Raw genomic sequence first — 25,606 nt, forward strand, 5'->3', positions numbered from 1 at the left:
GGGCCAGCGCTGCACGAGCTCGGCCACCAGCGCATCCAGCGCGGCGAAAGAACCTATCGGATGCGGCCCCAGCGAGGGCTCGCCGGCCAGCCAGCCCGCGCAGGTCCATACCGCGTCTGCGCTCCCGGCTGCGGGCACGCCACGGCTGTGGCAATGCGCAGCCTGGTCCTCGGGCACCTGGTACAGCGGGGCGATGACCAGGGTGTCCTGCAGCCGCTGCGCGCCTTCGGCGGCCCGCAGGCCGGCCTCGAAGCTGCGGTTGGCATCGCGCGGGTGTCCGTGCATCACCACCAGCGCGGACCGGGGCATGGCGCCGTTGCTGGCCCCCGGCGCCTGCGATGCGTAGTAGCGCATGCGCCCCGCATCGCCCGGCAGGTTGAAGGATTGCAGGCAGGCGGTGTCGGCCCGGTGCCTGCAAACGGAAGCATCGGCGGTGACAGGTTCGGGAGATGGCGCTTGCGCCAGCGCCTCGACCGAGATCGCCAGAAACAGCAACAGCAGGGGGCGCAGAGGACGGATGGACGGCATGTGCGGGACGTCATTCGCAGGGGTGGTCGGCCTGCTAGTATGCGGGCGGCCGCAAGCCATGGCCTGGCTTGTTTCTCAAGACCCACTCCCTTGTCGCATATGCCACTTCTGCCGCGTTTCAGCCTTGTCCTCGCCTGTCTCGCACTGCCGGCCTTCGTTCACGCCGCAGACTTCGACAAGAAAAACTGCACCTACAAAGGCATCCGCCTCTACGGCAAGGTCCAGATCGTGCACTCCTTTCCCGACATCAAGGTCCAGGCCACCAGCTCTTTCCCGGACCTCAAGGTCAAGGTGGTGGACTCCTTTGCAGACAGTTGCGGGGAGTGGAAGATCGTCACCTCCTTCCCCGACTTCAAGGTCCAGATGGTCAGTTCCTTCCCGGACCTGAAAGTCGACATGGGCAGCTCGTCGCCCGGCGTGCGATAGCCGCCTGGCACTGTCCAGCATTGCCCCATCGCAGCACCGTGACTTCCTCCACACCCGACGAATTCGAAGCCCTGCACGACCAGGCCTATGCCGACATGGAACGCGGCGCGCTGGCCGAGGCCGCCCAGGCCTTCGAGGCGCTGGCAGCCCACATGCCGGACAACCGCCACTACCACTACATGCTGGGCTTGGCGCGCAAGTACCAGCGCGATTGGCAGCCATCGCTGGACCACAACCTGCGCGCCATTGCACTGGCCGGCGAAGACGATGAAGCCAGCCTCTGGAATGGCGCCATCGCGGCCACGGCGCTGTCCGACTGGACCACGGCGCGCAGGCTGTGGAAGGCCTGCGGCATCCAGGTGCCAGGCGAGCAGGGCCCCATCGAGGGTGACTACGGCGTGGCCGTGGTGCGCCTGCACCCCTGGCAGGGCGGCGAGACCGTGTTCATGCGCCGCATCGACCCAGTGCGCGCCCAGTTGCTTAACGTGCCGCTGCCCGAAAGCGGCCATCGTTTCGGCGACATCGTGCTGCACGACGGCGCCTCCACCGGCCAGCGGTTCAACGGCCAGCGCGAAGTGCCGGTCTTCAACGAGCTGCAGCGGCTGGAGCCCTCGGCATTCCAGACCTTCGTGGTCTTCATCACCTGCGCCAATGCGCAGGACTTGCAGGAATTGCTGGGTACCGAAGCCCCGGGCATCGGCTATGCCGAGGACTGGACGGCCAGCATCCGCCACTACTGCATGCGCTGCAGCTACGGCACGCCCCACCAGCATGCCGAGGCAGCTTCGCCACGCGAGGGCGAACCGTCCTGGCAGACCGATCGCAACCTGGGCATCGCCGCAGTGGACCGCGCCGCCGTCGATGCCTTGCTCAACGCATGGCAAGCCGGTGGCGCCGGACGCCGTATCGACTCAGTGCAGACCCGCGAACTGCCCGTGCCCGACGAGGAAGAAAGCTGGGCCTGGTGGGTAGGGCCCGAGGGCGCGGAGGATGAGGCGCCGTAGCTGAGCAATGCGAGCGAGCATGGCCCGCAATGATCACCGACCCTGCGCGCGGGCCCCCTCAAGTCCGGGCGCGTGAAGCCGGACCCTGAAGCCTTCCGACACGCTGTAGCGAGGGATGCCGTGCCCCTCATACCGCCGCATCAGGCCAAGAAAGCGGTGCTTGAGCTGCATGGCCGCGCTGAACTCTTCCCAGGCGATCAGCGCACAGGGTGAGTCGCCGTAGGTACTGCAGATGCGCACCTGGCGCTGGTCCGGCTCCATCTGCGCCCAGCCGTCCTCACGCAGGCTGACGGCGCGCACCTGAGGATTGCGCAGATCCAGAAGCCCGGCGAGATAGGGCAGGTCCAGGTCGTTGAGCCAGAAGTAATTGAAGAAGTGGTGCATCACGTCCAGTGCATCGGGCGAGCCCCGGGCTTCGAGATCCATGTGCATGCGTGCGAAGCCATCGCAGACGCTCATGCCCCGCACGCGCACGGCGCTCAGCTGGATGTCTTCGGTGGTGTTATCGCAAGAGAGAGTGTGCTGCATGCTGCCTGGTGAGGTGGGACGGATACGGTGCTTGCCAATGTAGCGTGCGCGGCCCCGGATGGACGATGGACTTGCTTGATCCGCGACGGATTGGCCTTGGCCGTGCGTTGAAGTGATGTGGCAAGCCGGCATCGGCTTTCTGCAAGCAACGTCCGTCCACATCCTTTCAAGGAGAAACACCATGTCCCTGCGCAAAGCCTTCATGCTCGTCATTGCCACTGCTTCGTTGGCCGGCCTCGGCAGTGCCGCATCCGCCGCCACCTGGGACCAGGCCCATCCGCGCCGTGCCGAGGTCAACGGCCGCCTGGCCAACCAGGACCGCCGCATCCACAACGAAGTGCGCAAGGGCGAGATCAGCCATGGCCAGGCGGCTGCGCTGCACCAGCAGGACCACAAGATCCGCCAGGAAGAGCGCCTCATGGCCAGCCAGAACGGCGGTCATATCACGCGCAGCGAGCAGCATGTGCTGAACCAGCAGGAGAACCAGGTCAGCCGTGAGATTGGCCACTGAGCGGCCACTGAGCGGCCACCGGTCAGATCTCGCCAGATCTTGCGCACATGGCACAAGGGCCGGCCGCCTTGAGGCGCCGGCCCTTTTTCACGTTGGCGTGCGGCCCGCGTTCAGGCTCTCAGCAATGGCGGCAGCGACCGCGCCGGGGCACCGCCTGGCAGGGCATGGCCTTGGGGGAACAGGTTGCGCGCCAGCCGCTGCGGGTCGATGCCGAAGCATTCGCCGGCGGCCGAGGCAATCAGCGCATCGACGCTGGTGGTCGGTTTCAGGTCCCGGTTCTCCAATAGCTGGCCGGGCTGCAGGCCAGGCCAGTCGGCCAGTACGCGGCCGCCCTGAACCGCGCCGCCCATCAGCATGGCGACGGCGCCTGTTCCGTGGTCGGTGCCACCGGTGCCGTTGGCCGCGGCCGTGCGGCCGAACTCGGTGGCCACCAGCACCACGGTCTGCGACCAGGCATCGCCGAGGCCGTCATGCAGCGCCGCAATCAGTGCATCGAGGTTCTTGAGCTGGGCTGCCAGCCGGTTGTTTTGTGCACTGTGCGTGTCCCAGCCGCCGGTTTCGATCATGGCGATGCGCGGCCCGTCCTGGCGGGCAAGAAAGCCGGCTGCCAGCTTGCCCAGGCTGGCGCCATCCAGGCGCGGCCGGTTGTTGCCACCGTCCATGGCCACGCCGCGCGTGTCCATGGCGGAAGTCCAGAGAGCATGCAGCTGCGCATCTCCCTCGTAGAGCCTGGCCACGCGCAGCAGCAGGTCGTCACTGGCCTGGGGCAGGGAGGAAGGCGTGTAGGAGGCCACTTCCACCGCCCCGCGCAGCGCCATGGGCACGGTGGGCGCGAAGGCAATGGCCTCTTCCCAGTGCGGCAACTGGGCGACCAGGCGGTTGAGCCAGCCGTCCTTGACCTGGTAGGGCGCGCTGCCTCCGGTTTCCAGCACGTTCTGGCCGTCGAAATGCGAGCGGTCACTGTAGGGCGATGCGACCGCGTGCACGAACAGCGCCTGGCCCTGGGCGTAGAGCCTGCCGGTCTCGGCCAATGAGGGATGCAGCGCGAACATGCCGTCCAGCCGCGTGGCCGCAGCCGTGTCCACGGCGATGGCGCCGCGCAGCCGGGCGTAGCCGGGGTCGGCATAGGGAATCAGGGTCTCCAGCCCGTCGGCCGCGCCGCGCTGGATGATGAACACGAAGCGGCGCTCGGTGGCTGCACGCGCCAGCGCCAGGTGGGGCGCGGCCAGTGCCAGCCCGGTGCCTGCGGCCAGCAGGCCCAGGAAATGTCGGCGATTGCGCCTGGCCATCGTGCTGGTCGCGATGTTCGTGGCGTTCGTATGGATCGTGGTCATGGTGTTCACCTGCGCAGGAAGTCGGGCGAGACCAGCAGCAGCGCGAGAGCACCGCTGCCGCTTTCGGATCGGGCAATGGCCTCGGCCGTGCCCGCGCCCAGTGCATCGCCGGGCAGCAATCGGGGTGCCAGCGCGCGCGCATCCACGCTGTTGCCGGCCTGGGCTGCGAGGCGCTGCGCCAGCTCGACACGGCGCACCAGCGCATCGGGCGCAGCCCAACTGGCGGCGATGTCGTCGTAGCCGGCCGGCGAGCCGGGGCGCCACACCGGCTGGCCGAGCTGGTTGAGCAGGCCGGCGGCCTGAGCACCCTTCAACTCGCGCCGGCCCAGTGCACGCATTGAGGAGACGGCCCATTCCCAGGGTGTCTTGAACTTCGTGGCTGGCGCGGCCCAGGGTTCTGGCGAATCGATCAGCGCGCGGTAGACGGCTGGCAGGTCCCCGCCGCTGCGCTGGTAGGCGGCCGCAAGGCGCTGTACCAGCGCGGGCGGCGGATCGTCGGCGACGAAGTGCCGTGCCAGCTTGGTCGCGACATGGAGCGCGGTAGAGGGGGAGGCCGCCAGGTCGCGCAGGATGGCCAGCGCCTGCTCCTGCCCGCCTGCGGCATAGCTGCGGCCCAGCAGGCGGCGCGGTCCGGGCTCGTGCAATGCCGGGCGGTACTGGAAGCCGGCGCTGGCGGCCGGGCTGCCTGCGTCATTGCCCAGGCTCCAGCCGGTGAGCGCGCGGGCGAACTCGGTCACGTCCTGTTGGGTGTAGCCGCTGCGCACGCCCAGGGTGTGCAGCTCCATGATTTCCCGCGCCAGGTTTTCGTTCAGGCCGCGTGTCTTGTCCGGGTTGCGCCGGGCGGCGCGCTGTGCAGCGGGGCTGGCGGGTCCCACCGACTGGGCCTGGTCCAGATAGACCAGCATGGCCGGGTGGCGCACAGCGGCAAGCAGCAGGTCCTCGAATCGGCCCAGTACATGCGGGCGTATGGCCTCGGCCTCGTAGGCGCCGGCCAGGTCGAGCACCACGGGCTTTTCCACCGAGACCGCGAAGTGGTTCGACCAGAAATGCACCAGGCGTTCCACAAACGGCGCGGGTGTGTCGATGGCGCTGGCCAGGCGCGCGTTCACTGCGTCCAGGTAGCCGTTGCGTGCGCCACGGCGCAACTGCTGGCGGGCGGCGGCGCGCTGGTCTTCAGGCAGGCTGCGCAACTCGCGCTGCCGGGACTGGTAGTCGGACAGCAGCGCGTCCGTGTCCGTGCGGCCGGCCCAGGCAGGGGGCTGTGGCTGGTAGCGCGCGAACTGGTCCAGCAGCCAGCGCTGCGGGTCGGCGGGCAGTGCGTCGTCAGGGCGGGCGCCCAGGCCGAAGCGGTTCAGTGCGATGGCGGCAGAATTCATGGCTTCACCTCGAAAAATCGCGGGCGGGGCGGGCGGGGCAGGCGTGCCAGGCGTGTCCTGTGCTCCTCAGCGCCTGGCCGGAGATGCGGGCACATGGAAGGGGCCTTGCTGCGCTGCCAGCCCCTGCACCAGTGTCTGTCGCTCGGCCGGCGTGAGCTGTGCCGCGAAGTCGACCACGTGCGCCTCCACGCGCTCGCGCACCGCCGTGTCGGCGGCCCGGGTGCGTGCCAATGCAGCCTCGACGGCAGCGCGATCGAACTGCGGCGCAGCCAGCAGTCGAACCACCTCGGCGCGGCCTTCGCGGCTGCCTTGGGTCAGCGCAGCAGCCTCGCGCCGCACTTCACGCAGTCCTGTGCGGAAGGCCTGGCGCCGCTCGGGCGGCAGGCCGTCTGCGGCAAAGCGCAGTCCGCGCGCAGTGGCCGGGGGGCTGCCTGCCGGTGCTCCGGTGGGTGTTCCTGTCTGCGTGGACGTGGCTACCGACCTGGCCTCGGCCTGGTGTGCCCACCAGCGCCAAGTGCCACCGGCAATGCCGCCCACCAGAAACAGATTCAGCAGGGCAGAGGCCCACAGCCAGCGGCGCAGGTGCGTCGTGCGGGGGGCATCGCCGATGGGGGATTCGTTCATCGTCATTCCTCGCTTCCTTCCACCAAGGCGCCGCCCGTGTCGAAGGCGGTGCCGGGCCACCAGCCGCCTTCGGACTGTGCCGGCCGGGCCGTGGGCAAGGCCGTGCCTATCAGCAAGGCCATGGCCAGGGCGCCTGCGGCCACACCGGCCAGGCCCGCACCGGCGATGCTGGCGCCGGACCACCAGCCATGCCAGGGCTTGCGGCCGCTGGCGCGCACCGGCCGTGCGGGCGCAGTACCACGGGGCTGCGGCCATGCATGCGGCGATGGTTGGCCGGGCGCAGTCGCCATGCCTGGGCGAGCTTTCAAGCCGGCCAGTGCCGCGCTTGCCAGCGCTGCGCTGGGGGGCGCGACGGCATGGCTGCCCAGCAGCGTGTCGAGTTCATTTGCACGGGCGAGCAAGGCCCGGGCCGCAGGCGCAAAGGTCGGCTGTTCCATCAGCGCGCGTGCCGCCGCCTGCTCCTGTGCCGGCCAGCGCCGCAGGTCGGCGCCCCAGGCGTCGGCCAATTGTTCAAAGCGATCTGGCGTCATGGCGGTGATCCTCCAGGGTCTGCGGGTGCGGCGATTGCGCTCGTGCTTGCGTCCTGCAGGCGGGCGCGCAAGCCGCGCCGCGCACGGGCCAGCAGGCTTTCCAGGGCATCCACGGAGACGCCCATGAGTGCTGCCGCCTCGGCCTGGGGCAGCGCCTGGTAGTAGTGCAGCACCAGCGCCTCGCGCTGGCGCGGCGGCAGTGCATCCAGGGCAGCGGCGACCCGGGCACTGTGCTGCGCGTGGTCCAGCTGCTGCTCCGGTGTGGGGCCGGGGTCGGCGAAGGCGGCGGCTTCGGCGTGCTCGTCCAGCGCTTCTTCGCGCCGCACCGCGCGCCGGCGGAGCCGGTCGCGGCACAGGTTGAGCACCACCTCATGCAGCCAGGTGTCGAAGCGGGCCTGCCCCGGCCGCCAGTGGCCCACTTGCTGCCAGGCGCGCACCAGGCCTTCCTGCGCCACCTCTTCAGCCTCTGCCCGGTTGCCCAGCAGGCGCTGGGCCAGACCCAGCATGCGTGGCAGCTTGCGCTCCACCAGTTCGCGGGCGGCCTGCGGCTCACCGCGGGCCAGTCTCGCCAGCAGGTCGGCATCCGGGTCATCGATTTCAGCCAAAGGGCATCGGTGTAGTGGCGGGGTCAGCCAGTGTCGCGCGGCTCAACGCCAGCCGCGATGCCAGCCGTAGACCGGATGGTGCCAGCCCCAGCCGTAGCGCGGGTGGTATTGCCACACGAAGCCGACGCTGGGCATCGGATAGGTAGGCGCCACATAGGCGACGCCCGGCGGCACCACGTAGGGTCCAGGCGCCACGGGCGCAACAGGCGCTACCACGCAGCCGGCCAGCGCGGCCAGGCTGCCGGCGGCAAGCGCCAGCGCAAGCGGACGGACGGCGCGGCGAACAGTCAAACGCAATGAGGACATGAAAGACTCCTGCATCGGCCACATCAGGCGGCCTTATTGCGTTCAACGCGCGGGCAGCACGGATCCGTCGCGGAGGAGCGAAAAAATGTCGCGGAGAAAAGCGGGGGAGAGGTCGGCGGGGGAGAGATCGGGCGCGCGCGGAAGGCGGTCCATGGGATATCAGTGGCGGATGTGTATCCGGGACTGATGGACTTTGCTCCAGGAAATCTGGAGCGGGCGAAGGGAATCGAACCCTCATCATGAGCTTGGGAAGCTCAGGTCCTGCCATTGAACGACGCCCGCTTCTGCTGGTGGATCAGCATCTTACGCGATGCCGGCATTTGACCCAATGCGGAGCGCTCCGCATCTTCAACATCCTGTCCTTCATGCCGCACCGGCACAAGCCTGTGCTTGGTCGCCTGAACCTTGGCGCCGCTGGCACTTCGCTGTGCGCACCCGATGTATGCCAGCCTTGCATCTCTACAAAGCGGGCCAAAGCCGCAAGCGGCCCCTCACAGAAAAGAAGCCCGCCAGCGGTGCTGCGAGCTTGTGAATGCCTGCGACGTGCAGGCACGGGGAAGAAAAAGTCCGGTGCCCTTTTCAGGGCATGCCTATGAATTCCAGGAGGAGAACCATGAGTCAACCATAGGCCCGGCTGTTAACCGCATTTCAGCTCGTGACCGGGAACATCGGCCCTGCCAGCGTGGAGATGTACAGCGAGATGAGGGTCACCACGGACCAGAAAAATGTGAGGAAAATATGTCGCATCACAATCTCCTTCAAGTCATTGAACAAGTGCGCGAACCGCCCGAATGCAAGCCTTCGCAAAACGTCGGAAGGGGCTGCGAGATCTAGTGCTGCGCAACTGAATGAGCTGGTAGCTGCCCCTTACCGGAAAGGCATCCAGGAGACTCCGGTGGTAGCGGGCATCAGGGTCCGGATTGAAAGACTCACTCGGTACGACTTGACTCAAGCTTATCTCCATCAGCAGGGCATTGCGGGTCTCGGGACTGACGCTATTTCAACTGCTTGTGAGGCTTCCCTGTGCGAGCCAAGTCAGGGTGCTCATGTAGGTCGAGCATGCCCCGTATGTATGAGTTCTTTCGACAAGGTGTCCGCTTGGAGCTGCGGCCGTTGAAGGGGCAACGAAAAGGGCCCGCAAGCGGCGAAGCTGCGGGCCCTGGAAGAAAAATGCCGATGCCGTGGTGGCGTGCCTGGGGAAGGGATTTGAGAGGGAGGGAGGAGAAAGTTCCCAGGCTCGGCGGAATCCGTTGCTGGCCAGTATGCAGACCTTTCCTGAAGGAAAGCTTTACGTCGTGTAAAGAAGTTGCAGGTCAGATGCGTGATGCAGTTGGGCCGTGGCTTGACGGCGGCCGTGTTCGCGCCTGCTCCGCGCGTATAGCTGTGCATTTGCGCTGTGCATCCGCGCAGTGACGGCGGGGCGTCAACGGCTTGCTTGTGTTGCGTGCAGAGCGCTGTCTCACTATTTGGCCGGATGGTCCTTGCGGTACAGCGTCCACTCTTCCATTTCCGTGCCGTTCGGCAGCACGCAGATGCCTTCCTGGCCCTGGGGCGTCTTCTCCATCCGGACTTGTCCGCCGATTTCACCGCAATAGACCGATGCGGGATTGGCCATGCCCACGGAGGGTGCCAGCTTCTGTTGGGCGCATGCGCTGAGCGCCAGGGCGACCAGCGCGATTCCTGAGAGTTCCAGTGCTTTGTTCATTGCGCCACTCTATACCTCTGGAGGTTGGGAGTGTTGTTGTGTCCGCAACCTTCGGTTTGCGATGCAAAGGTATGTCAGCGCGGCATTTTGTGCATAGAATGCTGACTAGCTAGCATACAACCCAAGAAAAGTCCATGACACCTGATTACAAGACGCTCCTGCAGCAAAAGGCAGAGATCGAAGCACGCATCGCCGAAGTCCTGAAAGCCGAAAAAGGCGGGGCCATCGCCAAGGTTCGCGAGCTCGTCCAGCAATTCCAATTGACCCAGGAAGATGTGTTCAGCACGGGCAAGCGCAAGTCGCCCGTCGGTGCAGGCGTGGCCAAGTACCGTGATCCGTCCACCGGCGCAACGTGGACCGGCCGGGGCAAGCCTCCTGCGTGGATCAAGGATGCAGTGGATCGCACTGCCTTCGAAATCTGACCAACAGCCCGCACTCGCGGGCTTTGTCTTTTCTGGCCACTTGCGCTCAGTGGGCCCACGGCAGTTCACAAGCGTCACCTTGCGCCAAGGCCGACGCCCTTGTCATGCTCTGCGCTGATTGCCTTAGCTGTGCTTGTCCGACAGGGGCGGTCCCGGGCGGCGCCCATGCTTGAGGCCATGAACACACCTACTCCCAACACCCCTGGCCAAGTGCCCACCTCGTCGTCCCGCAACCGGTTCGCGACCAAGCGAACCATGTACATCGTTGCCGCTCTCGTGGCTGTGGCACTGGTGATCATGTTTGTGCCCTGGTAGGCGCGCATCGACGTCCCGCTCGCGCCCCCCGCTCATGTCCGCGAGGGCATGAGAAAGCCCGCCATCTGGCGGGCTTTCGTTTTGGGGAATCGCTTGCCTCAGTGCGCGTGGTGCGCCGTGGGTGCTTGCGCCGGGGGGAGTTGGGCCAACTTCTGCGAGCAGTCGCTGCACACATGCCACGCGTGGAATTGGCGGGCTCCTGTGGCGGGTTTTTCCTGTTCGCACTGGATGCAGAAGACGGCGGGGGCCAGGTCCATGAGCCGGATCGGCTCTCGGCCTTTCTTGGGACTACGCATAGCTCTCCTTCAAAGTGTTGCTCCTCGGTATCCATTGGGCGCCGTGTTGGGAAAGGCCGGTCGTCAGCGGGCGCGCCATGGCGCAGCAGAAGCCAGCGCCATCGAGGGTGCGTGTTCAACTTACAGCCAAGTCGTCTCACGGTTGTGACTTCCGCATGACCGTGTGGGGAACGCGCCGCAGTGGTTTGACAGTGCAATTTGCGCAGTCCTAGAATTTGCCGCCTACATCCCTGCGACCGCTGCGAGCCTGACATGAGCCTGTGACGCCTTCGGACCCTTGTCCGACCGATCCCCCCGAAGCCCATTGCCGGCCCACGGCGGACGCCCGCGTCACCACCTGCATGCCCGTTGACTGCTCCGCGTTGTCTGAACGCAACCTCGCGTCGCCGTGCGGCCTCTTTTTGAAAGAGTGCCCATGACAGAACCCATCGACATCCTTGCCCACAACACCGCTGCCTGGAACCTGCAGGCAGCGAAAGACTGCGACTGGTCGCGCCCGGTCGACAGCGCTGAAATAGCCCGGGCCCGTGCCGGAATCTGGCAGGCGCGGCTCACGCCCGGCCCCTTGCCAGCGGGCTGGCTGGATGATGTGCGCGGCCTGCGCATCCTCTGCCTTGCCAGTGGAGGCGGCCAGCAGGGACCCATACTTGCGGCGGCAGGTGCGCAGGTCACCGTGTTCGATGCCTCCGCCGGCCAGCTTGCGCAGGACCGGTATGTAGCCGAGCGCGAAGGCCTTGCGCTGACCTGCATGCAGGGCGACATGCGCGATCTGGGCGTTTTTGCAGATGCCGGCTTCGATGTGGTCTTTCACCCCATCTCCAACCTCTACGTGCCTGATGTGCGGCCCGTATGGCGTGAATGCGCGCGGGTGCTCGCGAAGGGTGGGCGCCTTCTGTCCAGCTTCTGGAATCCGGTGGTCTTCGTGGAGGACCGCGATCCCGCGTTGCGCGAGCAAGGGCTCATGCTGCCTGCGTGGCGCCTGCCGTATTCCGATGTGGTGGATTTGCCGCCCGCAGCGCTTGATGCCAAGCGGGAGCGCAACGAGGCGCTGGTGTTCGGCCATACGCTGGCCGATCAGATCGGCGGACAGCTGGATGCGGGGTTGGTGCTGACGGGGTTTCATGAAGACTGGCAGCCCCATGCCCGGTTTGTGATCGAGAAGTTCGTGCCGACCTTCATTGCGACACGTTCTGTGAAACTCTGAAGGTGTTGCGGCCTGGCCTTTTCGCCCTCAGATCAGCCTCAGGTCGCCCTCAGGTGCGCAAGGCCGGCGTCCAGGTCTGCTGCTGGGCGGGTTCGGTCACGGGCTGCGCCGGCTTCGGTCGGGGAGCCGGGCCCTTGGCCTGGGACGATGGCTGGGCCTGCCGTGCTTGCTCGGCGCCGGATTTGGCCAGCAGCATCATCACGGCCATGCAGATCAGCGTCAGCATGAGCACCACGCAGATGGGGCCCAGATCCACGGAGGCGATGTCCAGCCCCTTCAGCGACTGCCAGCGTTCTGAGCGTACTTCCAGTGGTTCTTCGGGATCAGCCATGGCACCTCCACTGCGTTGAGTGTGGATACATGCTAGGCGTAAGTGAGCATGCAAACAATATGGGGACTTCGCCAGGATGTGAGGGTATACAGCAGCACCGGCTCGGTTGGCTTCACGCTTGAAGGCTCTTTCCGCTGCTGCCGTGTGACAGCTACTTGACCCACATCAACTGCACCGCCACGGCCAGGGCGATGGCCAGCAGCACCAGCAGCACGGCCACTGCCACGATGGTGACCGCCCTGCGGCGCTTTGCCTTGCGGGGGTTGCGCAAACGGGGCGGTGTGGGAGGGGGCTGCGTGGCATCCAGGGCCGCAATTCTTGCCAGCCAGTCTTCGGCGGTGGTCAAGGTGGGGGTGGGCGATGCGGAGGGTGAGGCGGGGGGTGATGCGGGTGGTGAGACGGGCTTGCCACGGTTCATGGCTCCAGCTCCTGCCGCATTTCCTCCAGCACCTGGATGGCGCCCTGGATCATGGCCTGTCTGTGCTCCAGCGCAGCCTTTTGGGCCTGCAGCCTGTCCAACTGCTCGGCGACCAGCACCTCGTCGGCCCGCAGCTTCTTCAGCCGCTCCTGTATGGCCTCCATTTCCGGGGCGCTCATCTGCCAATCCTCCAGCATCGAAGGGCGCGGACCCTTCTCACAATTCACACGAATGCCGGCAATTATCTGTGCGCCTTAGTGATTGGCTATGAATGAATTGACATAGATTGTCATCGACCCGGTGCCCAGCGTCCGGAGGCTGCCGGCGCGATCAGAGCAGCCAGGTGCGGTTGGGCCGGTTGCCGTCAATCCCGACGATGCCCGCGTCCTGCAGAATCGGCAGGATGTAGGTGATCACCACGGCCGCGTTGTCGTTGGCCTGCTTGGCGGCAAAGCCCAGAAAGCCCGGTACGTCATAGCTGGATGCCACAACGCAGGGGCGCTCCAGGCCGTGATGGTCCTGGGCAAGATGGCGCAGCACGGCGCAGAAGGCTTCTCGCCGTATGCGCACCGTGTTGCCCTTGTTCGTTCGGACTTCCAGGCCGGTGGCATTGCGGCGGGTGACGGTGAAGGACGCGGTGCGACCCTTGTCCGGCGTCCTCAGGGGTTTGTCCTGGGCGATGCCTTCCCAGAAATCATTGAAGTCATTGTTCGAGAGCTCGCGCACAGAAGGGGGTCCATTGCCTGGAAGTTTTCATGGGCGTGGAGTCTCCCCGGCTTTGTGCGGTCGAAGATGAGCGAATCTGAGCAGTGCGGATCAATGTGCGAGAAATTTGAGGAAGATCCGGCCTTGCCGCGTTCTGACCTCGGTCCCTTCGATAAAGCCCATCAGTCTGGCCGAACCGTCCATGGAGTACAGCGCCGGTCCTTCGATGCGGTAGATGAGCCTGGTCCCGCACCGGACGAATTCATCGCCTTCGACACGCCCGATTTCGCGTCCGTGCCCATCAAGCACAGTCCACGAGCCTCCTGCAATCATGGCCTCACCCGGCAGTTGCCGGTCCCCAAGTGAAACCACCAATCTAAGGAACGCGAGGTGGCTGAATCTGAGCGAATCTGAGCAGTCGTGTAAAGCTGGGCCGCCGACGCCTTGGGCAGGGTCCTGTGGAAATTCGTGTGCGCCAGGCCCAAGCCGCATCGCACCGGCCAAAAGAAGCTGGCTGCGATCTAGGGGCACTGCATGCGTGGGCGATTGAGCGGTTCGCAGCCAAGTAGAATTGTTTCATATCAAAGACATGCTGCTCTGAAAGTTGCAGCGACCGGGCCCGCTTGGCGGGCCTTGTGCATGGGGCGCGGTCCCGCAGCCGGTATCTGGGTGCATGTCCTGATTCTCTGTAGGCCCGGCCTGCGATCCAATCTCGCGCATGGGGCTGAGCCTTCTCGTCAAATTGCTCTCATTTATGAAGATCTGCTGTCGCCAACCGGATGCGCCTGCGGCATTGCCTTTCGGCTTGCCCGGGGGCCATGCCGTGTGGTGCACGCCGCGCTGCGGAGGGCGGGCGTGAGCGAACAGGCGCTGTACGATCTGGCCCCCGTTCTGGAGCTGATGCTGCTGGGCCTGTTGCTGGCGCTGGGCCCCCTGGCCTGGGTGTGGCTGCGCAACCGCAGCGGCGGCTCGCTCAAGCGGCTGCAGGCGCTGTCGGTGCTCACGCTGTTCCTGACCTTCGATCTGGTGCTGTTCGGCGCCTTCACCCGCCTGACCGATTCCGGCCTGGGCTGCCCCGACTGGCCGGGCTGCTATGGCAGCGCCAGCCCCATGGGCGCCCGCGCGCAGATTGCCGAGGCCCAGGCCGCCATGCCCACCGGGCCGGTGACGCATGGCAAGGCATGGATAGAGATGGTCCACCGCTATCTGGCCACCACCGTGGGCGTGCTCATCATCGCCATGACCATCATGGCCTGGCGGCGCGCGCGGCGCCTGGGCAGGGCGGGTGGCGCAGGGGCCGGGCGTACAGGGGCGGAGGGCACAGGCGGTGCCCTGAGTCCGTGGTGGCCCACGCTGGCGCTGTTCTGGGTCTGCCTGCAGGGCGCCTTTGGCGCCTGGACCGTGACCATGAAGCTTTTCCCGGCCATCGTGACCCTGCACCTGCTGGGCGGCACGGGCCTGCTGGCCTTGCTGTGCGTGCCCGCCGTGGGGTTGAGCCGTGCTGCGCGCCAGCAAGGGGCGACCGTGATTTCACCCGCGCTGCGCGCGGGGCTGTGGCTGGGCCTTGCGCTGCTGGTGCTGCAGGTGGCGCTGGGCGGCTGGGTCAGCACCAACTATGCGGTGCTGGCCTGCAGCAGTTTCCCGACCTGCCAGGGCAGTTGGTGGCCGGCCATGGATTTTTCGCAGGCGCTGCAGATCTGGCGGCCGCTGGGCCTGCTGCAGGACGGCAGCAACATCAGCTTTGCGGGCCTCACGGCCATCCACTATCTGCACCGCCTGGCGGCCTATGTGGTGGTGGCTGCGCTGGCCGGGCTGTGGTGGCGTTTGGGTGAAGTGCCCGCACTGGCGTCGCAGCGCCGCGTGCTGGGTGCGTTCTTGGTACTGCAGGTGCTGACAGGCCTGTCGAACGTGGTGCTCGATTGGCCGCTGGTGGCCGCGGTGCTGCATACGGGCGGCGCAGCTGCGCTGGTGACCGTGATTGTTTGGTGCCTGGCGGCCAGCCGCCCGGGCGCACTGCGGGACGGTCTGCCGGTTGCCCGTGGAGAGATTGCATGAGTAAACAAGCTTCCCTGAGTGTCGAGCCCTCGCGCTGGACACAGTTCTATGCCCTGACCAAGCCGCGTGTGGTGCAGCTGATCGTGTTCTGCGCACTGATAGGCATGGTGCTGGCCGTGCCGGGCTGGCCCAACGCCGACCAGTGGCTGCACATGGCGCTGGCCTGCCTGGGCATCTGGCTGGTGGCGGGCGCGGCTGCCGCCTTCAACTGCCTGGTGGAGCGCCATATCGATGCGCGCATGAAGCGCACCTCCTGGCGGCCCACGGCGCGCGGCGAGCTGAGCAGCCAGCAGGCGCTGGCCTTCTCGGCCATCCTGTGCACGCTGGGCGCGCTGGTGCTGCTGCTGTGCACCAACCCGCTGACCATGTGGCTGACGCTGGCCACCTTCGTGGGCTATGCCGTGATCTACACGGTGATCCTCAAGCCTGCCACGCCGCAGAACATCGTGATCGGCGGCGCCTCCGGTGCCATGCCGCCCGTGCTGGGCTGGGCCGCGATGACGGGCCAGGTCGGTCCCGAGGCGCTGATCCTGTTCCTCATCATCTTCCTGTGGACGCCGCCCCATTTCTGGGCGCTGGCGCTGTACCGCGTGGAAGACTACCGCCAGTCCGGCCTGCCCATGCTGCCCGTGACGCATGGCAGCGAGTACACGCGGCTGCAGATCCTGCTGTACACGGTGATCCTGTTTGCGGCTTGCATGCTGCCCTTCATGTACGGCATGAGCTCCTGGCTGTATCTGGTGGTGGCCGTGGTGCTGAGCGCGGGCTTCTGTGCCTATGCCTTTGCACTGTGGCGCAATTACTCGGACCAGCTGTCGCGCAAGACCTTCCGCTTCTCGCTGATCCACCTGAGCGTGCTCTTCCTGGCGCTGCTGATCGACCACTACCTCTGGCTGGGCTGATGGCCTGAGGGCCATGGCCGCGCAATGACAAACCGGGCCCTTGAGGCCCGGTTTGCCTTTTGGTGCCAGCCGCGTTACTTGATCTGCCGCTTTTCCAGCTTGCGCGCCAGCGTGCGCCGGTGCATGCCCAGGCGGCGGGCGGCTTCGGAGATGTTGAAATCGCTCTCGGCCAGGGTTTCGTGGATGTGTTCCCACTCCAGCGTCTTGATGGAGGTGGGGTTGCGCGACAGTTCCACGTCGGTGCGGCCTTCGAGGCGGCCGAAGGCGGCCTCGATATCGTCGGTGTTGGAGGGCTTGGCCAGATAGTGGCATGCGCCTAGCTTGACCGCCTCCACCGCCGTGGCAATGCTGGCATAGCCGGTAAGCACGACGATCAGCGCCTCGGGGTTGTGCTGGTGCAGCATCTGCACGCAGCTCAGGCCCGACGCGTTACCCGCCAGCTTGAGGTCCATGACGGCGTATTGCGGCGAGTGCGTCTGCAGCAGCTCGCGCACTTCCTCGGCGCTGGCGGCCTGCAGCACGCGATAGCCGCGCCGCTCGAACGAGCGCGTCAGCGTGCGTGCAAAGGTCGCATCGTCTTCAACCAGCAGCAGGAGGCGGGAGCTGTCCATGGGCGATTAGGGTTCCTGTGGGCGGCGCTTCAGGCGCCGGGTTCAATGGCAATCGATGACAGGGGCAGGCGGATCTCCACCTCACTGCCCCGCGGCGGGGTGTTCCTCACCTGAACGCGTCCGCCCAGCGAGCGCGCCACGTTGAGCACCAGGAACAGGCCCAGCCCCCGGCCCGGGCGCTCCGTCTTGGTGGAGATATGGCGCTGGCCCAGCTGTTCCAGCACGGCGGGTGCAAAGCCCGGTCCCTTGTCGCGCACGGTGATGCACAGCATGCCGGTGCGCACGGCCAGGTGCAGCGCCACATGGTGGGGGGAGGCTTCGGCCGCATTGTCGAGCACATTGCAAACCATTTGCTGCAACGCGGTATCGGAAAGAATGGGGAAGTCCTCGTCGGCCTGGACGTAGTCGAAACGCTCCACGGCGTGGCGTGACTGCCAGTGCGCGACCACGCCGTCCATGAAGGCGCGCAGCGTGGTGGCCTGGGGCGCATCGGCGCGGGTCTCGCCGGCCGACATGAGCACGCTGGAGACGATGGACTTGCAGCGCAGCAGCTGCTGCTGCATTTCCTGCAGGTCGGCCAGCAGGTCTGGGTCTTGCGTGATGGCGGGCATGCGCTGCCAGTCGCCCAGGATGACGGACATGGTGGACAGCGGCGTGCCCAGCTCGTGCGCCGCGCCCGTGGCCAGCAGGCCCATGCGCACGATGTGCTCCTCTTCGCTGGCACGCTGGCGCATGTTGGCCAGCCGTGCGTCACGCCGGCGCAGGTTGGAGACGATGCGGCGCAGGAAGACGACCAGCAGCACCGTGGTCAGCCCGAAGCTGATCAGAATGCCGCTCACGTACAGGCCGGGCAGCCCGTCCGGTCCCGCCGCGCCAATGGGCAGGGGCCAATGCACGATGGCCAGCACCAGGGTGCACAGCGAGGTGCTGGCAACGATGATCCAGGCGTGCACGGGCCTGAGCAGCACGGCGCCCAGAATGCCCTGCAGCAGGAACAGATAGATGAAGGGATTGCTGGCGCCGCCGCTCAAATACAGCTGTATGGCCAGTGCGAGCACGTCGGCCAGCAGGGCCAGGAACAGGTTGCGCGCCGAGATCTGGCGGCGGTGGCTGCGGTACCAGTAGATGTAGCCAAGATTGGTGAAGACGCTGGCCATCAGCACCAGGGCCATGGCCGGCAGCGGCAGGGTGATGCCGAAGCCGTAGTGCACCAGGGAGATGGTGATCACCTGCCCGACCACGGCAAACCAGCGCAGCTGTATCAGCAGCTGCATGTTCTGGCGTTCGGTGGTGCGCTCGACGCGGAACAGGGACTCTGAAGGCGAATTCACGCGGGCGATTGTGCGCTACCGCAGGCAGCCGTGGCGCGGCAGGGTCTTGTAGAGGACTGGCGTAAAAAAGGCCACCGATGTCATCGGTGGCCTTGTTGCCTGGAGCGACGGCTCTACGGCTTTACGGCTTGCTGCTTGCCTGCCGGTCATTGCGCCTGACCAGCCAGGCCGCGCCGACCACCATCAGTGCCAGCCCGTACCAGGTCAGCGCATAGACCAGATGGCTGTTGGGGAAGCGGATCACGGTCATGCCCGGGCGCGGCCAGGTGCCGTCTGCCACGGGCTGGCCCGGCAGGCCTGCGTCGATGAAGTAGGGGGCTGCATGGTCCAGGCCCTGGGCCTGTGCAATGGCCGCCACATCGCGCGAGAACCAGCGCTGCTGCGCGGGATCGTTCTCACGCAGGAAGCCGCCGCGCGGCTCGCTGATGCGCAGCAGGCCGGCCACCGTCACCGGGTCCTGGGGCGCCTGTGCGGGCTGATCCTGCCAGCGCGCGCGCTGCGCTGTGGGAATGAAGCCCCGGTTCACCAGCACCTGGTTGCCGTCGTCCATCTGCAGCGGCGTCAGCACCCAGAAGCCGGCGCCCAATTCGGTCACGGCCTGGGTCAGCACGGTCTTGCCGGCCATCCAGTGGCCGCTGGCCTGCACGGCGCGGTACTCGTGGTCGGCGGCCGTGATCTGCGGCCATTCGGCGGGCGGGGGCAGGGCCGCGGGCGCGGCGTGCACGCGCTGGTCCACGCGCTCTATCAAGTCCAGCTTCCAGGCACGGCGCTGGACCTGCCAGCTGCCCAGGAAGATGAAGCCCAAAAACAAGGCGATGCCCACCGAGATGAGCATCGCCTGAGCGAGTGGGCCACGCCGGCGCGATGCGCCGGCGTGGCTGGAGGGCCCGGAGTTTCCGGATGCGGTCAAGGCGTGACCGAGGCCGGAGCCGTCTGCGCGGCGGGGTCGGCCGGCATGGTGTGCTGGGGCATCATGTTGGTGTTCATATGGAACATGACCCACAGGGTGCCCGCAATGCCGATGGCCACGAAGACCACGGTGAAGATGGTGGACAGCAGGGTCCAGCCGCCTTCGATCTTGCCGTTCATGTGCAGGAAGAAGACCATGTGGACCAGGATCTGCACCACGGCGAAGCCGCCGAGCACCATCACGGCCGTTGCACGGTCCGAGATGACATTGCTCATCACCAGCCAGAACGGGATGGCCGTCAGGATGATCGAGAGCACGAAGCCCCACATATAGCCCGAGAACGTGCTGTGCGGGCCTGCGTCGTGGTGGTGATCGTCATGGCCGTGATGGTCGTGGTGACCGTGGCCATGGCCGGCGTGGATGTCGTGTGCAGCCATTTACAGCACCCCCATCAGGTAAACAAAAGTGAAGACGCCGATCCAGACCACGTCCAAGAAGTGCCAGAACATCGACAGGCACATCAGGCGGCGGTTGTTCTCGTGCGTCAGGCCATGCTTGTTGATCTGGATCATCAGCGTGACCAGCCAGATCAGGCCGAAGCTCACGTGCAGGCCGTGGGTGCCCACCAGCGTGAAGAACGAGGACAGGAAGGCGCTGCGCTGCGGGCCTGCGCCCTCGTGCAGCAGGTGGGAGAACTCATAGAGTTCCAGGCCCAGGAAGCACAGGCCGAACAGGCCGGTGATGGCCAGCCACAGCTGGGTGCCGCCCAGCTTGCCCTGCTGCTTTTGCAGCATGGCGAAGCCGAAGGTGATGGACGACAGCAGCAGGAAGGCCGTGTTCATCGCCACCAGGGGCAGGTCGAACAGCTGGGCGCCCGTGGGGCCTGCAGCGTAGTTGCGGCCCAGCACGCCATAGGTGGCGAACAGCGCTGCAAAGATCAGGCAGTCGCTCATCAGGTAGAGCCAGAAGCCCAGAGCGGTGCCGTTTTCGGGATGGGGCTCCTCGGCGAGGTGGTACTCGCGCGGGGCCAGGGCGGCAGCGCCGCCTGCGGTGTAACGGGTATCAGACATGACGTGCCAGCTGTTGTGTGCGCAGTTCTTCCGTGGCCGCGACTTCCGCGGCGGGGATGTAGTAGTCGCGCTTGTAGTTGAACGTGTGGATGATCGACGCCAGCACGGTGGCGGCGAACGACGCAATGGCCAGGGGCCACATGTGCCAGATCATCGCGAAGCCGAAGACCGTGGACAGCGCGGCGATCACGACGCCGGCGCCGGTGTTGGACGGCATGTGGACGGGCTTGAAGCCGGTCAGCGGACGCTGGTAGCCGTGCTTCTTCATGTCCCACCAGGCATCGATCTCATGCACCACGGGCGTGAAGGCGAAGTTGTACTGGGGAGGAGGCGAGGAGGTGGCCCACTCCAGCGTGCGGCCTTCCCAGGGGTCGCCGGTCACGTCGCGCAGCTGGTCGCGCTTGAAGTAGCTGACCACCAGCTGGATCAGGAAGCTGCCGATGCCCAGTGCCACCAGACCGGCGCCCAGGGCGGCGATCACGAACCAGATCTGCAGCGAGGGGTCCTCGAAGTGGTTGGCACGGCGTGTCACGCCCATCAGGCCCAGCACGTACAGCGGTGTGAAGGCGACCCAGAAGCCGACCAGCCAGAACCAGAACGAGCACTTGCCCCAGAACTCGTCGAGCTTGTAGCCGAAGGCCTTGGGGAACCAGAAGTTGATGCCGGCGAACACGCCGAACACCACGCCGCCGATGATCACGTTGTGGAAGTGGGCGATCAGGAACAGGCTGTTGTGCAGCACGAAGTCGGCCGGGGGAACGGCCAGCAGCACGCCGGTCATGCCGCCGATTGCGAAGGTGCACATGAAGCCCACGGTCCACAGCATCGGCACCGTGAAGCGGATGCGGCCGCGGTACATGGTGAACAGCCAGTTGAAGATCTTGGCGCCCGTCGGGATCGAGATGATCATCGTCGTGATGCCGAAGAAGGTGTTCACGCTGGCGCCGGAGCCCATGGTGAAGAAGTGGTGCAGCCAGACCAGGTAGGACAGGATGGTGATACACACCGTCGCGTACACCATGGAGGTGTAGCCGAACAGGCGCTTGCGGCTGAAGGTGGAGACGATCTCCGAGAAGATGCCGAAGCAGGGCAGGATCAGGATGTAGACCTCGGGGTGGCCCCAGATCCAGATCAGGTTCACGTACAGCATGGGGTTGCCGCCCAGCTCGTTCGTGAAGAAGTTCGTGCCGACGTAGCGGTCCAGCGACATCAGCACCAGGGCTGCGGTCAGGATGGGGAACGAGGCCACGATCAGCGCGTTGGTGCACAGGGCGGTCCAGGTGAAGACGGGCATCTTCATCAGGTTCATGCCGGGTGCGCGCATCTTGATGATGGTCACGATCAGGTTGATGCCTGACAGCGTGGTGCCGACGCCGGCCACCTGCAATCCCCAGATGTAGTAGTCAAGCCCGACCCCGGGGTTCTGCGCCCCCAGGTTGGACAGTGCCAGCCAGCCGGAGGTGGAGAACTCGCCCAGGAACAGCGAGATCATCACCAGCACGGCGCCGCCCGTGGTCATCCAGAAGCTGAAGTTGTTCAGGAACGGGAAGGACACGTCGCGGGCGCCGATCTGCAGCGGCACCAGATAGTTCATCAGGCCGGTCACGAAGGGCATGGCCACGAAGAAGATCATGATCACGCCGTGGGCCGTGAAGATCTGGTCGTAGTGGTGCGGAGGCAGGTAGCCCAGGTTGTCGCCGAAGGCCATGGCCTGCTGCAGGCGCATCATCAGCGCGTCGGCAAAGCCGCGCAGCAGCATGACCAGACCGAGGATCATGTACATGATGCCGATCTTCTTGTGGTCGATGCTGCACAGCCAGTCGCGCCACAGCGGGCCCCACAGGCGGAACTTGGTGAGCAGGCCCAGCACGGCAAGGCCGCCGAGCACCACGGCGATGAAGGTCGCCAGCACGATGGGCTCATGCGCCATCGGGATGGAGTCCCAAGTGATGCGTCCCAGCAGCCAGTGGGCCTGTGCCGGGGAGGTATGTTCAGACATATCGAGTCTCTTAGGTCGTGATGGGAGCGGGCGGCGGTCTGGCCGTCGTCCGCGTCCGCTAACTGCTTATTGCTGCGCAGCGGCTGCGGAGCCGTCGCGCTGGTCCAGGAAGGCCACGACGCGGTCGGCGTTTTGCACCGTGCACACATCCTGGGGCAGGTTCATGCCCACGGCCTTGAGATAGGCTTCGCCGCCGGCAGCGTCGATGGCCATCATGTGATGCATGCACATCTTGCCTTCTTCGACACAGCGGTTGAGCACCTTGTCGTACAGGCCTTCGTCCACCGTGGCGAAGCGCTCGACCGGGTTGCGCTCGCTGGGCTTGACCAGGTTCAGGTAGGTATCGCGCGTCAGGGCCTTGCCTTCGGACTTGGCCTTGGCAACCCACTGATCGAACTCTTCGTTGCTCAGGCCATGGAACTTGAACGTCATGCCCGAGAAGCCGGCGCCGCTGTAGTGCGATGCCAGGCCGTGGAACACGCCGGGCTTGTTGATCACGGCGTTGAGCTCGGTCTGCATGCCGGGCATGGCATAGATCATGCCGGCCAGGTCAGGCACGTAGAAGGAGTTCATCGTCGAGGTGGCGGTCAGCTTGAAGTGGATGGGACGATCCACGGGAGCGGCCAGCTCGTTGACGGTGGCGATGCCTTTTTCAGGGATGAAGAACAGCCACTTCCAGTCCATGGCCACGACCTGCACCTCCAGCGGCTTGACATCGGTGCTCAGCGGCTTGGTGGCCGAGACGCGGTCCAGCGGACGGTAGGGGTCCAGCTTGTGGGTGCTGATCCAGGTGATGGCGCCCAGCGCGATGATGATCATCAGCGGCACGGACCAGATCACCAGCTCCAGCGTGGTGGAGTGGTGCCATTCGGGGTCGTAGTGGGCCTCGGTGTTCGACTGGCGGTACTTCCAGGCGAAAAGCAGCGTGAGGATGATCACCGGGATGATGATGATCAGCATCAGCAAGGTGGCCGTGACCACCAGGTTGCCTTGCTGCGCGGCGATGTCGCCGGCGGGGTTGAGCACGACGGCTTTGCTGCAGCCAGTGAGACTGGCTGTCAAAGCGGCCGCGGTGAGCCACGCAGGCCCACGGAGTTCCTTGATTTTTAGCATGCTAGGGGCGCAACAAGAGCGCGTTTACATAGAAACGCGGATTACAAGATCCGGGCAAATGTATTACGAAGTATAAATTTGTCCATTGGACATTTTGTCCAACGTCAAGGAGAACCCGGGAACTTTCTGCTACCTGGGCGGGTGCGCGGCAGGTGCCTGGCTGTCCGGAGGCCGCATTTTCGCGTCGCGCGCAGCAGGACAAACACCGAGGCCGGTCGAGGTGGAAACCGCCTTGCGCCAGATCAAGCGAGGGCGTAGAACAGAGCTGTCAGTGAGACGAGACAAGGAGCATCCATCTATGAGCGGCCTCGACACAACTGCAAGCTTCCCCGGCGGAAGCTATGAGAGCAAAGAATCTCTGTCCCGCGCCGACACCCACGAAGATGTCACGCCCAACGAAATCGCCGTCGGCGTGATCATCGGGCGATCCTCGGAGTACTTCGACTTCTTCGTGTTCGGCATCGCCTGCGTGCTGGTCTTCCCGGCGCTGCTGTTTCCCTACCTTTCCAAGCTCGACGGCACGCTGATGTCGTTCGCCATCTTCTCGCTGGCCTTCGTGGCCCGGCCGCTGGGCACGGCGCTGTCCATGGCCGTGCAGCGGCGCTGGGGGCGGGCGACCAAGCTGACGCTGGCGCTGTTTCTGCTGGGCGTGTGCACCGTGGGCATGGCCTTCCTGCCCAGCTACCAGCAGGCGGGGGTGAACGCCATCATCGTGCTGGCGCTGCTGCGCATAGGCCAGGGCATTGCGCTGGGCGGCTCGTGGGACGGCCTGCCGTCGCTGCTGGCCATGTCGGCGCCCAAGAACCGGCGGGGCTGGTATTCGATGATGGGCCAGTTGGGCGCGCCGCTGGGCTTCGTGCTCGCGGCAGGGCTGTTTGCCTTCATCTACGCCCATGTAGGAGCCGACGAGTTCCTCAGCTGGGGCTGGCGCTATCCCTTCTGCGTGGCCTTTGCCATCAACGTCGTGGCACTGTTTGCCCGGCTGCGCCTGGTCGTGGGGCAGTCCTACACCGAACTGCTGCAGCAGCGTGAGCTGGAGCCCATGGGCGTGCTGCCGCTGATGCGCGACGAGGGACGCAACGTGGTGATCGGCGCGTTTGCCGCCCTGGCCAGCTTTGCGCTGTTCCACCTGGTGACCATCTTCCCGTTGTCCTGGATCTCGCTGTATTCGGACCAGTCGGTGACCCATGTGCTCGGAGTGCAGATCGTGGGCGCCTTCTGTGCGGCTGCCGCCATCATGGTCTCGGGCTGGCTGGCCGACCGTGTGGGCCGGCGCAACACGCTGGGCACCATGGCCTGCCTGATCGGCATCTTCAGCTTCCTGGCGCCCTGGCTGCTGGGCAGCGGAACGATGGGGAACAACGTGTTCATCATCGTCGGCTTCATCCTGCTGGGCCTGTCTTATGGCCAGGCGGCCGGCACGGTGACGTCCAATTTCCCCTCACGCTATCGCTACACGGGTGCTGCTCTGTCCTCGGACATGGCCTGGCTGGTGGGCGCGGCATTCGCTCCGCTGGTGGCCCTGGGCGTGTCCTCGCGCTTCGGACTGGTGGCGCTGGGGATCTATCTGCTATCGGGTGCGCTGTGCACGCTGGCGGCACTGGGCATCAACCGCGCCATCGAGACGCGCGACTGAACGGACACTTGCAAGCCAAAGGCCGGCTCTGCCGGCCTTTTTCGTTGTGACTTCGCATCAGGGGTTTTCACCGTAGCGCTGCTTGAAGTTGAATTCGAGCCTGTCGCAGTCCTGCATCGATTCAAACTGCTGCGTCTTGCGCTCGGCCTCTGGCCGCGCGGTTTCCTTGCGGCAGATCTTGATGGTTTCGCGCTCCACCCAGCGCGCCTCGCCTTCGGGCGTGGACAGCAACTGGCCAGCCAGCATGAGCACAGCGAAGAAGGCCACGGGCAGGCCGATGAGCCAGGGCACGATGCGGCTTTTTGGCGGCTTGGACGGCTTGGGCGGTGTTGGCGGTTTGGCCGGATCGGATCCGTTGGCGCTGGCAGCGGGGGCCGGTTCGCTGGAATGAGGCTCGGGTGTCTGTGGTTGCGCCATGGTGTGCTTGCTGTGGTTCCGGCTGGCGATTATCCAGGGCGCCCATCGCGCGCAGTCTGAGCGGGATCAGTGAACGGCGAGATCGCCTGTGCCAGCCATCTCCCCCATCTCCTGCACCAGCCATTTCTCCAGCGCAAGAATGTCGGCCCTGCGGCCCGGATGGGGCGCCACCCACAGCTGCAGGCGCCGCGGACCGGCCAGTCGCGCGCCGCTGTTGCGCGCGCATGTCAGCGATCCGGTCAGCGACGGGCTGGAGATCGTGCTCAAGGGCGGGCAAATGGGAGGAGAGGCCTTCTTTGGCCACGTGCGTGATGGAGGCCAGGCAGGGCTCGCTGCCGCAACCATGGGGCAAACCTATAATGCGCGTTGGTCCCGACGGGACACCCTCCCGCCA

The 25,606-nt window shown here is 65.8% G+C and carries 29 protein-coding genes, 1 tRNA gene and 1 pseudogene; 8 read left to right on the forward strand and 23 right to left on the reverse strand.

Annotated elements, in window-relative coordinates; all coding sequences use genetic code 11:
* A pseudogene (locus JHD82_RS21700) lies at positions 1 to 528 on the reverse strand (hypothetical protein); the annotation flags it as partial.
* Positions 529 to 627: 99 nt separating this feature from the next.
* On the opposite strand from JHD82_RS21700, the gene JHD82_RS21705 reads away from it, so the two are divergent.
* Positions 628 to 954, forward strand: coding sequence for a hypothetical protein (locus JHD82_RS21705; protein WP_225971107.1), 327 nt, complete (start codon positions 628 to 630; stop codon positions 952 to 954).
* 38 nt (positions 955 to 992) lie between these two features.
* Positions 993 to 1,958 carry a hypothetical protein gene (locus JHD82_RS21710; RefSeq protein WP_199138717.1) on the forward strand — a complete coding sequence of 322 codons (966 nt, stop codon included), beginning with the start codon at positions 993 to 995 and terminating at the stop codon, positions 1,956 to 1,958.
* Between the two features lie 33 nt (positions 1,959 to 1,991).
* Here JHD82_RS21710 and JHD82_RS21715 read toward each other — a convergent pair whose 3' ends face one another.
* On the reverse strand, positions 1,992 to 2,486 hold the full coding sequence (locus JHD82_RS21715; protein ID WP_199138719.1) for a hypothetical protein: 495 nt from the start codon (positions 2,484 to 2,486) through the stop codon (positions 1,992 to 1,994).
* Positions 2,487 to 2,667: 181 nt separating this feature from the next.
* Between JHD82_RS21715 and JHD82_RS21720 the strand changes: the two genes are divergently transcribed.
* Complete coding sequence (locus tag JHD82_RS21720) at positions 2,668 to 2,997, forward strand: hypothetical protein (protein WP_071956109.1); 330 nt, start codon at positions 2,668 to 2,670, stop codon at positions 2,995 to 2,997.
* Between the two features lie 110 nt (positions 2,998 to 3,107).
* On the opposite strand, the gene JHD82_RS21725 is transcribed toward JHD82_RS21720, so the two are convergent.
* The 8 genes from JHD82_RS21725 to JHD82_RS21760 all read right to left on the reverse strand — a co-directional run bounded on the left by JHD82_RS21725 (position 3,108) and on the right by JHD82_RS21760 (position 9,477).
* On the reverse strand, positions 3,108 to 4,331 hold the full coding sequence (locus JHD82_RS21725) for a DUF1501 domain-containing protein (RefSeq protein WP_199138721.1): 1,224 nt from the start codon (positions 4,329 to 4,331) through the stop codon (positions 3,108 to 3,110).
* A gap of 5 nt (positions 4,332 to 4,336) precedes the next feature.
* Positions 4,337 to 5,707 (reverse strand): DUF1800 family protein, encoded by a 1,371-nt coding sequence (locus JHD82_RS21730; protein ID WP_199138722.1) that lies wholly within the window; start codon positions 5,705 to 5,707, stop codon positions 4,337 to 4,339.
* Between the two features lie 66 nt (positions 5,708 to 5,773).
* A complete protein-coding gene (locus JHD82_RS21735) occupies positions 5,774 to 6,331 on the reverse strand; it encodes a periplasmic heavy metal sensor (RefSeq protein WP_374191657.1) in 558 nt (185 codons plus the stop codon).
* A 2-nt stretch (positions 6,332 to 6,333) separates the two neighbouring features.
* Entirely contained in the window at positions 6,334 to 6,861 is a 528-nt protein-coding gene (locus JHD82_RS21740) for a hypothetical protein (protein WP_199138724.1), read from the reverse strand.
* The gene (locus JHD82_RS21745; protein ID WP_199138726.1) at positions 6,858 to 7,466 is read right to left on the reverse strand and encodes an RNA polymerase sigma factor; all 609 of its coding nucleotides are present in this window, start codon (positions 7,464 to 7,466) and stop codon (positions 6,858 to 6,860) included. The genes JHD82_RS21740 and JHD82_RS21745 overlap by 4 nt, the downstream gene beginning before the upstream one ends.
* A 42-nt stretch (positions 7,467 to 7,508) precedes the next feature.
* Positions 7,509 to 7,772, reverse strand: coding sequence for a hypothetical protein (locus tag JHD82_RS21750; protein WP_199138728.1), 264 nt, complete (start codon positions 7,770 to 7,772; stop codon positions 7,509 to 7,511).
* Between the two features lie 208 nt (positions 7,773 to 7,980).
* Positions 7,981 to 8,054 (reverse strand) — tRNA-Gly (locus tag JHD82_RS21755).
* 1,180 nt (positions 8,055 to 9,234) lie between these two features.
* Positions 9,235 to 9,477, reverse strand: a complete 243-nt coding sequence (locus JHD82_RS21760) for a DUF333 domain-containing protein (protein ID WP_034394419.1) — start codon at positions 9,475 to 9,477, stop codon at positions 9,235 to 9,237.
* 134 nt (positions 9,478 to 9,611) lie between these two features.
* On the opposite strand from JHD82_RS21760, the gene JHD82_RS21765 reads away from it, so the two are divergent.
* Together JHD82_RS21765 and JHD82_RS21770 are read left to right on the forward strand one after the other, a co-directional pair.
* Complete coding sequence (locus tag JHD82_RS21765) at positions 9,612 to 9,899, forward strand: H-NS histone family protein (protein WP_013802147.1); 288 nt, start codon at positions 9,612 to 9,614, stop codon at positions 9,897 to 9,899.
* A 1,026-nt stretch (positions 9,900 to 10,925) separates the two neighbouring features.
* Positions 10,926 to 11,714 (forward strand): class I SAM-dependent methyltransferase, encoded by a 789-nt coding sequence (locus JHD82_RS21770; RefSeq protein WP_199138730.1) that lies wholly within the window; start codon positions 10,926 to 10,928, stop codon positions 11,712 to 11,714.
* 49 nt (positions 11,715 to 11,763) lie between these two features.
* On the opposite strand, the gene JHD82_RS21775 is transcribed toward JHD82_RS21770, so the two are convergent.
* The 4 genes from JHD82_RS21775 to JHD82_RS21790 all read right to left on the reverse strand — a co-directional run bounded on the left by JHD82_RS21775 (position 11,764) and on the right by JHD82_RS21790 (position 13,189).
* Positions 11,764 to 12,045 carry a hypothetical protein gene (locus JHD82_RS21775; RefSeq protein ID WP_012205894.1) on the reverse strand — a complete coding sequence of 94 codons (282 nt, stop codon included), beginning with the start codon at positions 12,043 to 12,045 and terminating at the stop codon, positions 11,764 to 11,766.
* 151 nt (positions 12,046 to 12,196) lie between these two features.
* Positions 12,197 to 12,391 (reverse strand): hypothetical protein, encoded by a 195-nt coding sequence (locus JHD82_RS21780; protein ID WP_233174849.1) that lies wholly within the window; start codon positions 12,389 to 12,391, stop codon positions 12,197 to 12,199.
* 68 nt (positions 12,392 to 12,459) lie between these two features.
* On the reverse strand, positions 12,460 to 12,642 hold the full coding sequence (locus JHD82_RS21785) for a hypothetical protein (RefSeq protein WP_225970971.1): 183 nt from the start codon (positions 12,640 to 12,642) through the stop codon (positions 12,460 to 12,462).
* A gap of 151 nt (positions 12,643 to 12,793) precedes the next feature.
* Positions 12,794 to 13,189, reverse strand: a complete 396-nt coding sequence (locus tag JHD82_RS21790; RefSeq protein WP_034394401.1) for a hypothetical protein — start codon at positions 13,187 to 13,189, stop codon at positions 12,794 to 12,796.
* Positions 13,190 to 14,023: 834 nt separating this feature from the next.
* Here JHD82_RS21790 and JHD82_RS21795 point away from each other — a divergent pair.
* Positions 14,024 to 15,223, forward strand: coding sequence for a heme A synthase (locus tag JHD82_RS21795; protein ID WP_199138734.1), 1,200 nt, complete (start codon positions 14,024 to 14,026; stop codon positions 15,221 to 15,223).
* The gene (gene cyoE / locus JHD82_RS21800) at positions 15,220 to 16,125 is read left to right on the forward strand and encodes a heme o synthase (RefSeq protein WP_199138736.1); all 906 of its coding nucleotides are present in this window, start codon (positions 15,220 to 15,222) and stop codon (positions 16,123 to 16,125) included. The genes JHD82_RS21795 and cyoE overlap by 4 nt, the downstream gene beginning before the upstream one ends.
* A 74-nt stretch (positions 16,126 to 16,199) precedes the next feature.
* Here the strand turns inward: cyoE and JHD82_RS21805 are convergent, their stop codons facing one another.
* The 7 genes from JHD82_RS21805 to cyoA form a co-directional block, all read right to left on the reverse strand.
* Complete coding sequence (locus JHD82_RS21805; RefSeq protein WP_012205888.1) at positions 16,200 to 16,736, reverse strand: response regulator transcription factor; 537 nt, start codon at positions 16,734 to 16,736, stop codon at positions 16,200 to 16,202.
* 29 nt (positions 16,737 to 16,765) lie between these two features.
* Entirely contained in the window at positions 16,766 to 18,067 is a 1,302-nt protein-coding gene (locus JHD82_RS21810; RefSeq protein ID WP_199138738.1) for an ATP-binding protein, read from the reverse strand.
* 121 nt (positions 18,068 to 18,188) lie between these two features.
* Positions 18,189 to 18,902: an SURF1 family protein gene (locus JHD82_RS21815; RefSeq protein WP_199138740.1), complete on the reverse strand. Its 714-nt coding sequence runs from the start codon at positions 18,900 to 18,902 to the stop codon at positions 18,189 to 18,191.
* A gap of 71 nt (positions 18,903 to 18,973) precedes the next feature.
* Positions 18,974 to 19,414, reverse strand: coding sequence for a cytochrome o ubiquinol oxidase subunit IV (gene cyoD, locus JHD82_RS21820; RefSeq protein ID WP_012205885.1), 441 nt, complete (start codon positions 19,412 to 19,414; stop codon positions 18,974 to 18,976).
* Positions 19,415 to 20,047, reverse strand: a complete 633-nt coding sequence (gene cyoC / locus JHD82_RS21825; protein WP_012205884.1) for a cytochrome o ubiquinol oxidase subunit III — start codon at positions 20,045 to 20,047, stop codon at positions 19,415 to 19,417. It abuts the gene before it with no gap.
* Positions 20,040 to 22,046: a cytochrome o ubiquinol oxidase subunit I gene (cyoB, locus tag JHD82_RS21830; protein ID WP_013802159.1), complete on the reverse strand. Its 2,007-nt coding sequence runs from the start codon at positions 22,044 to 22,046 to the stop codon at positions 20,040 to 20,042. Before cyoB ends, cyoC begins: the two co-directional genes overlap by 8 nt.
* 66 nt (positions 22,047 to 22,112) lie before the next feature.
* Positions 22,113 to 23,159: a ubiquinol oxidase subunit II gene (gene cyoA, locus JHD82_RS21835; RefSeq protein ID WP_012205882.1), complete on the reverse strand. Its 1,047-nt coding sequence runs from the start codon at positions 23,157 to 23,159 to the stop codon at positions 22,113 to 22,115.
* Positions 23,160 to 23,457: 298 nt separating this feature from the next.
* Between cyoA and JHD82_RS21840 the strand changes: the two genes are divergently transcribed.
* Positions 23,458 to 24,795: an MFS transporter gene (locus JHD82_RS21840; protein WP_013802160.1), complete on the forward strand. Its 1,338-nt coding sequence runs from the start codon at positions 23,458 to 23,460 to the stop codon at positions 24,793 to 24,795.
* A 57-nt stretch (positions 24,796 to 24,852) separates the two neighbouring features.
* On the opposite strand, the gene JHD82_RS29940 is transcribed toward JHD82_RS21840, so the two are convergent.
* Positions 24,853 to 25,086 (reverse strand): hypothetical protein, encoded by a 234-nt coding sequence (locus JHD82_RS29940; protein WP_307838113.1) that lies wholly within the window; start codon positions 25,084 to 25,086, stop codon positions 24,853 to 24,855.
* Between the two features lie 192 nt (positions 25,087 to 25,278).
* Positions 25,279 to 25,479: a hypothetical protein gene (locus tag JHD82_RS21850; RefSeq protein ID WP_199138745.1), complete on the reverse strand. Its 201-nt coding sequence runs from the start codon at positions 25,477 to 25,479 to the stop codon at positions 25,279 to 25,281.
* Positions 25,480 to 25,606: the final 127 nt, after the last annotated feature.

Source organism: Delftia sp. ASV31, from assembly GCF_016428765.1.
GTDB classification, from domain to species: Bacteria; Pseudomonadota; Gammaproteobacteria; order Burkholderiales; family Burkholderiaceae_C; genus Comamonas; species Comamonas acidovorans.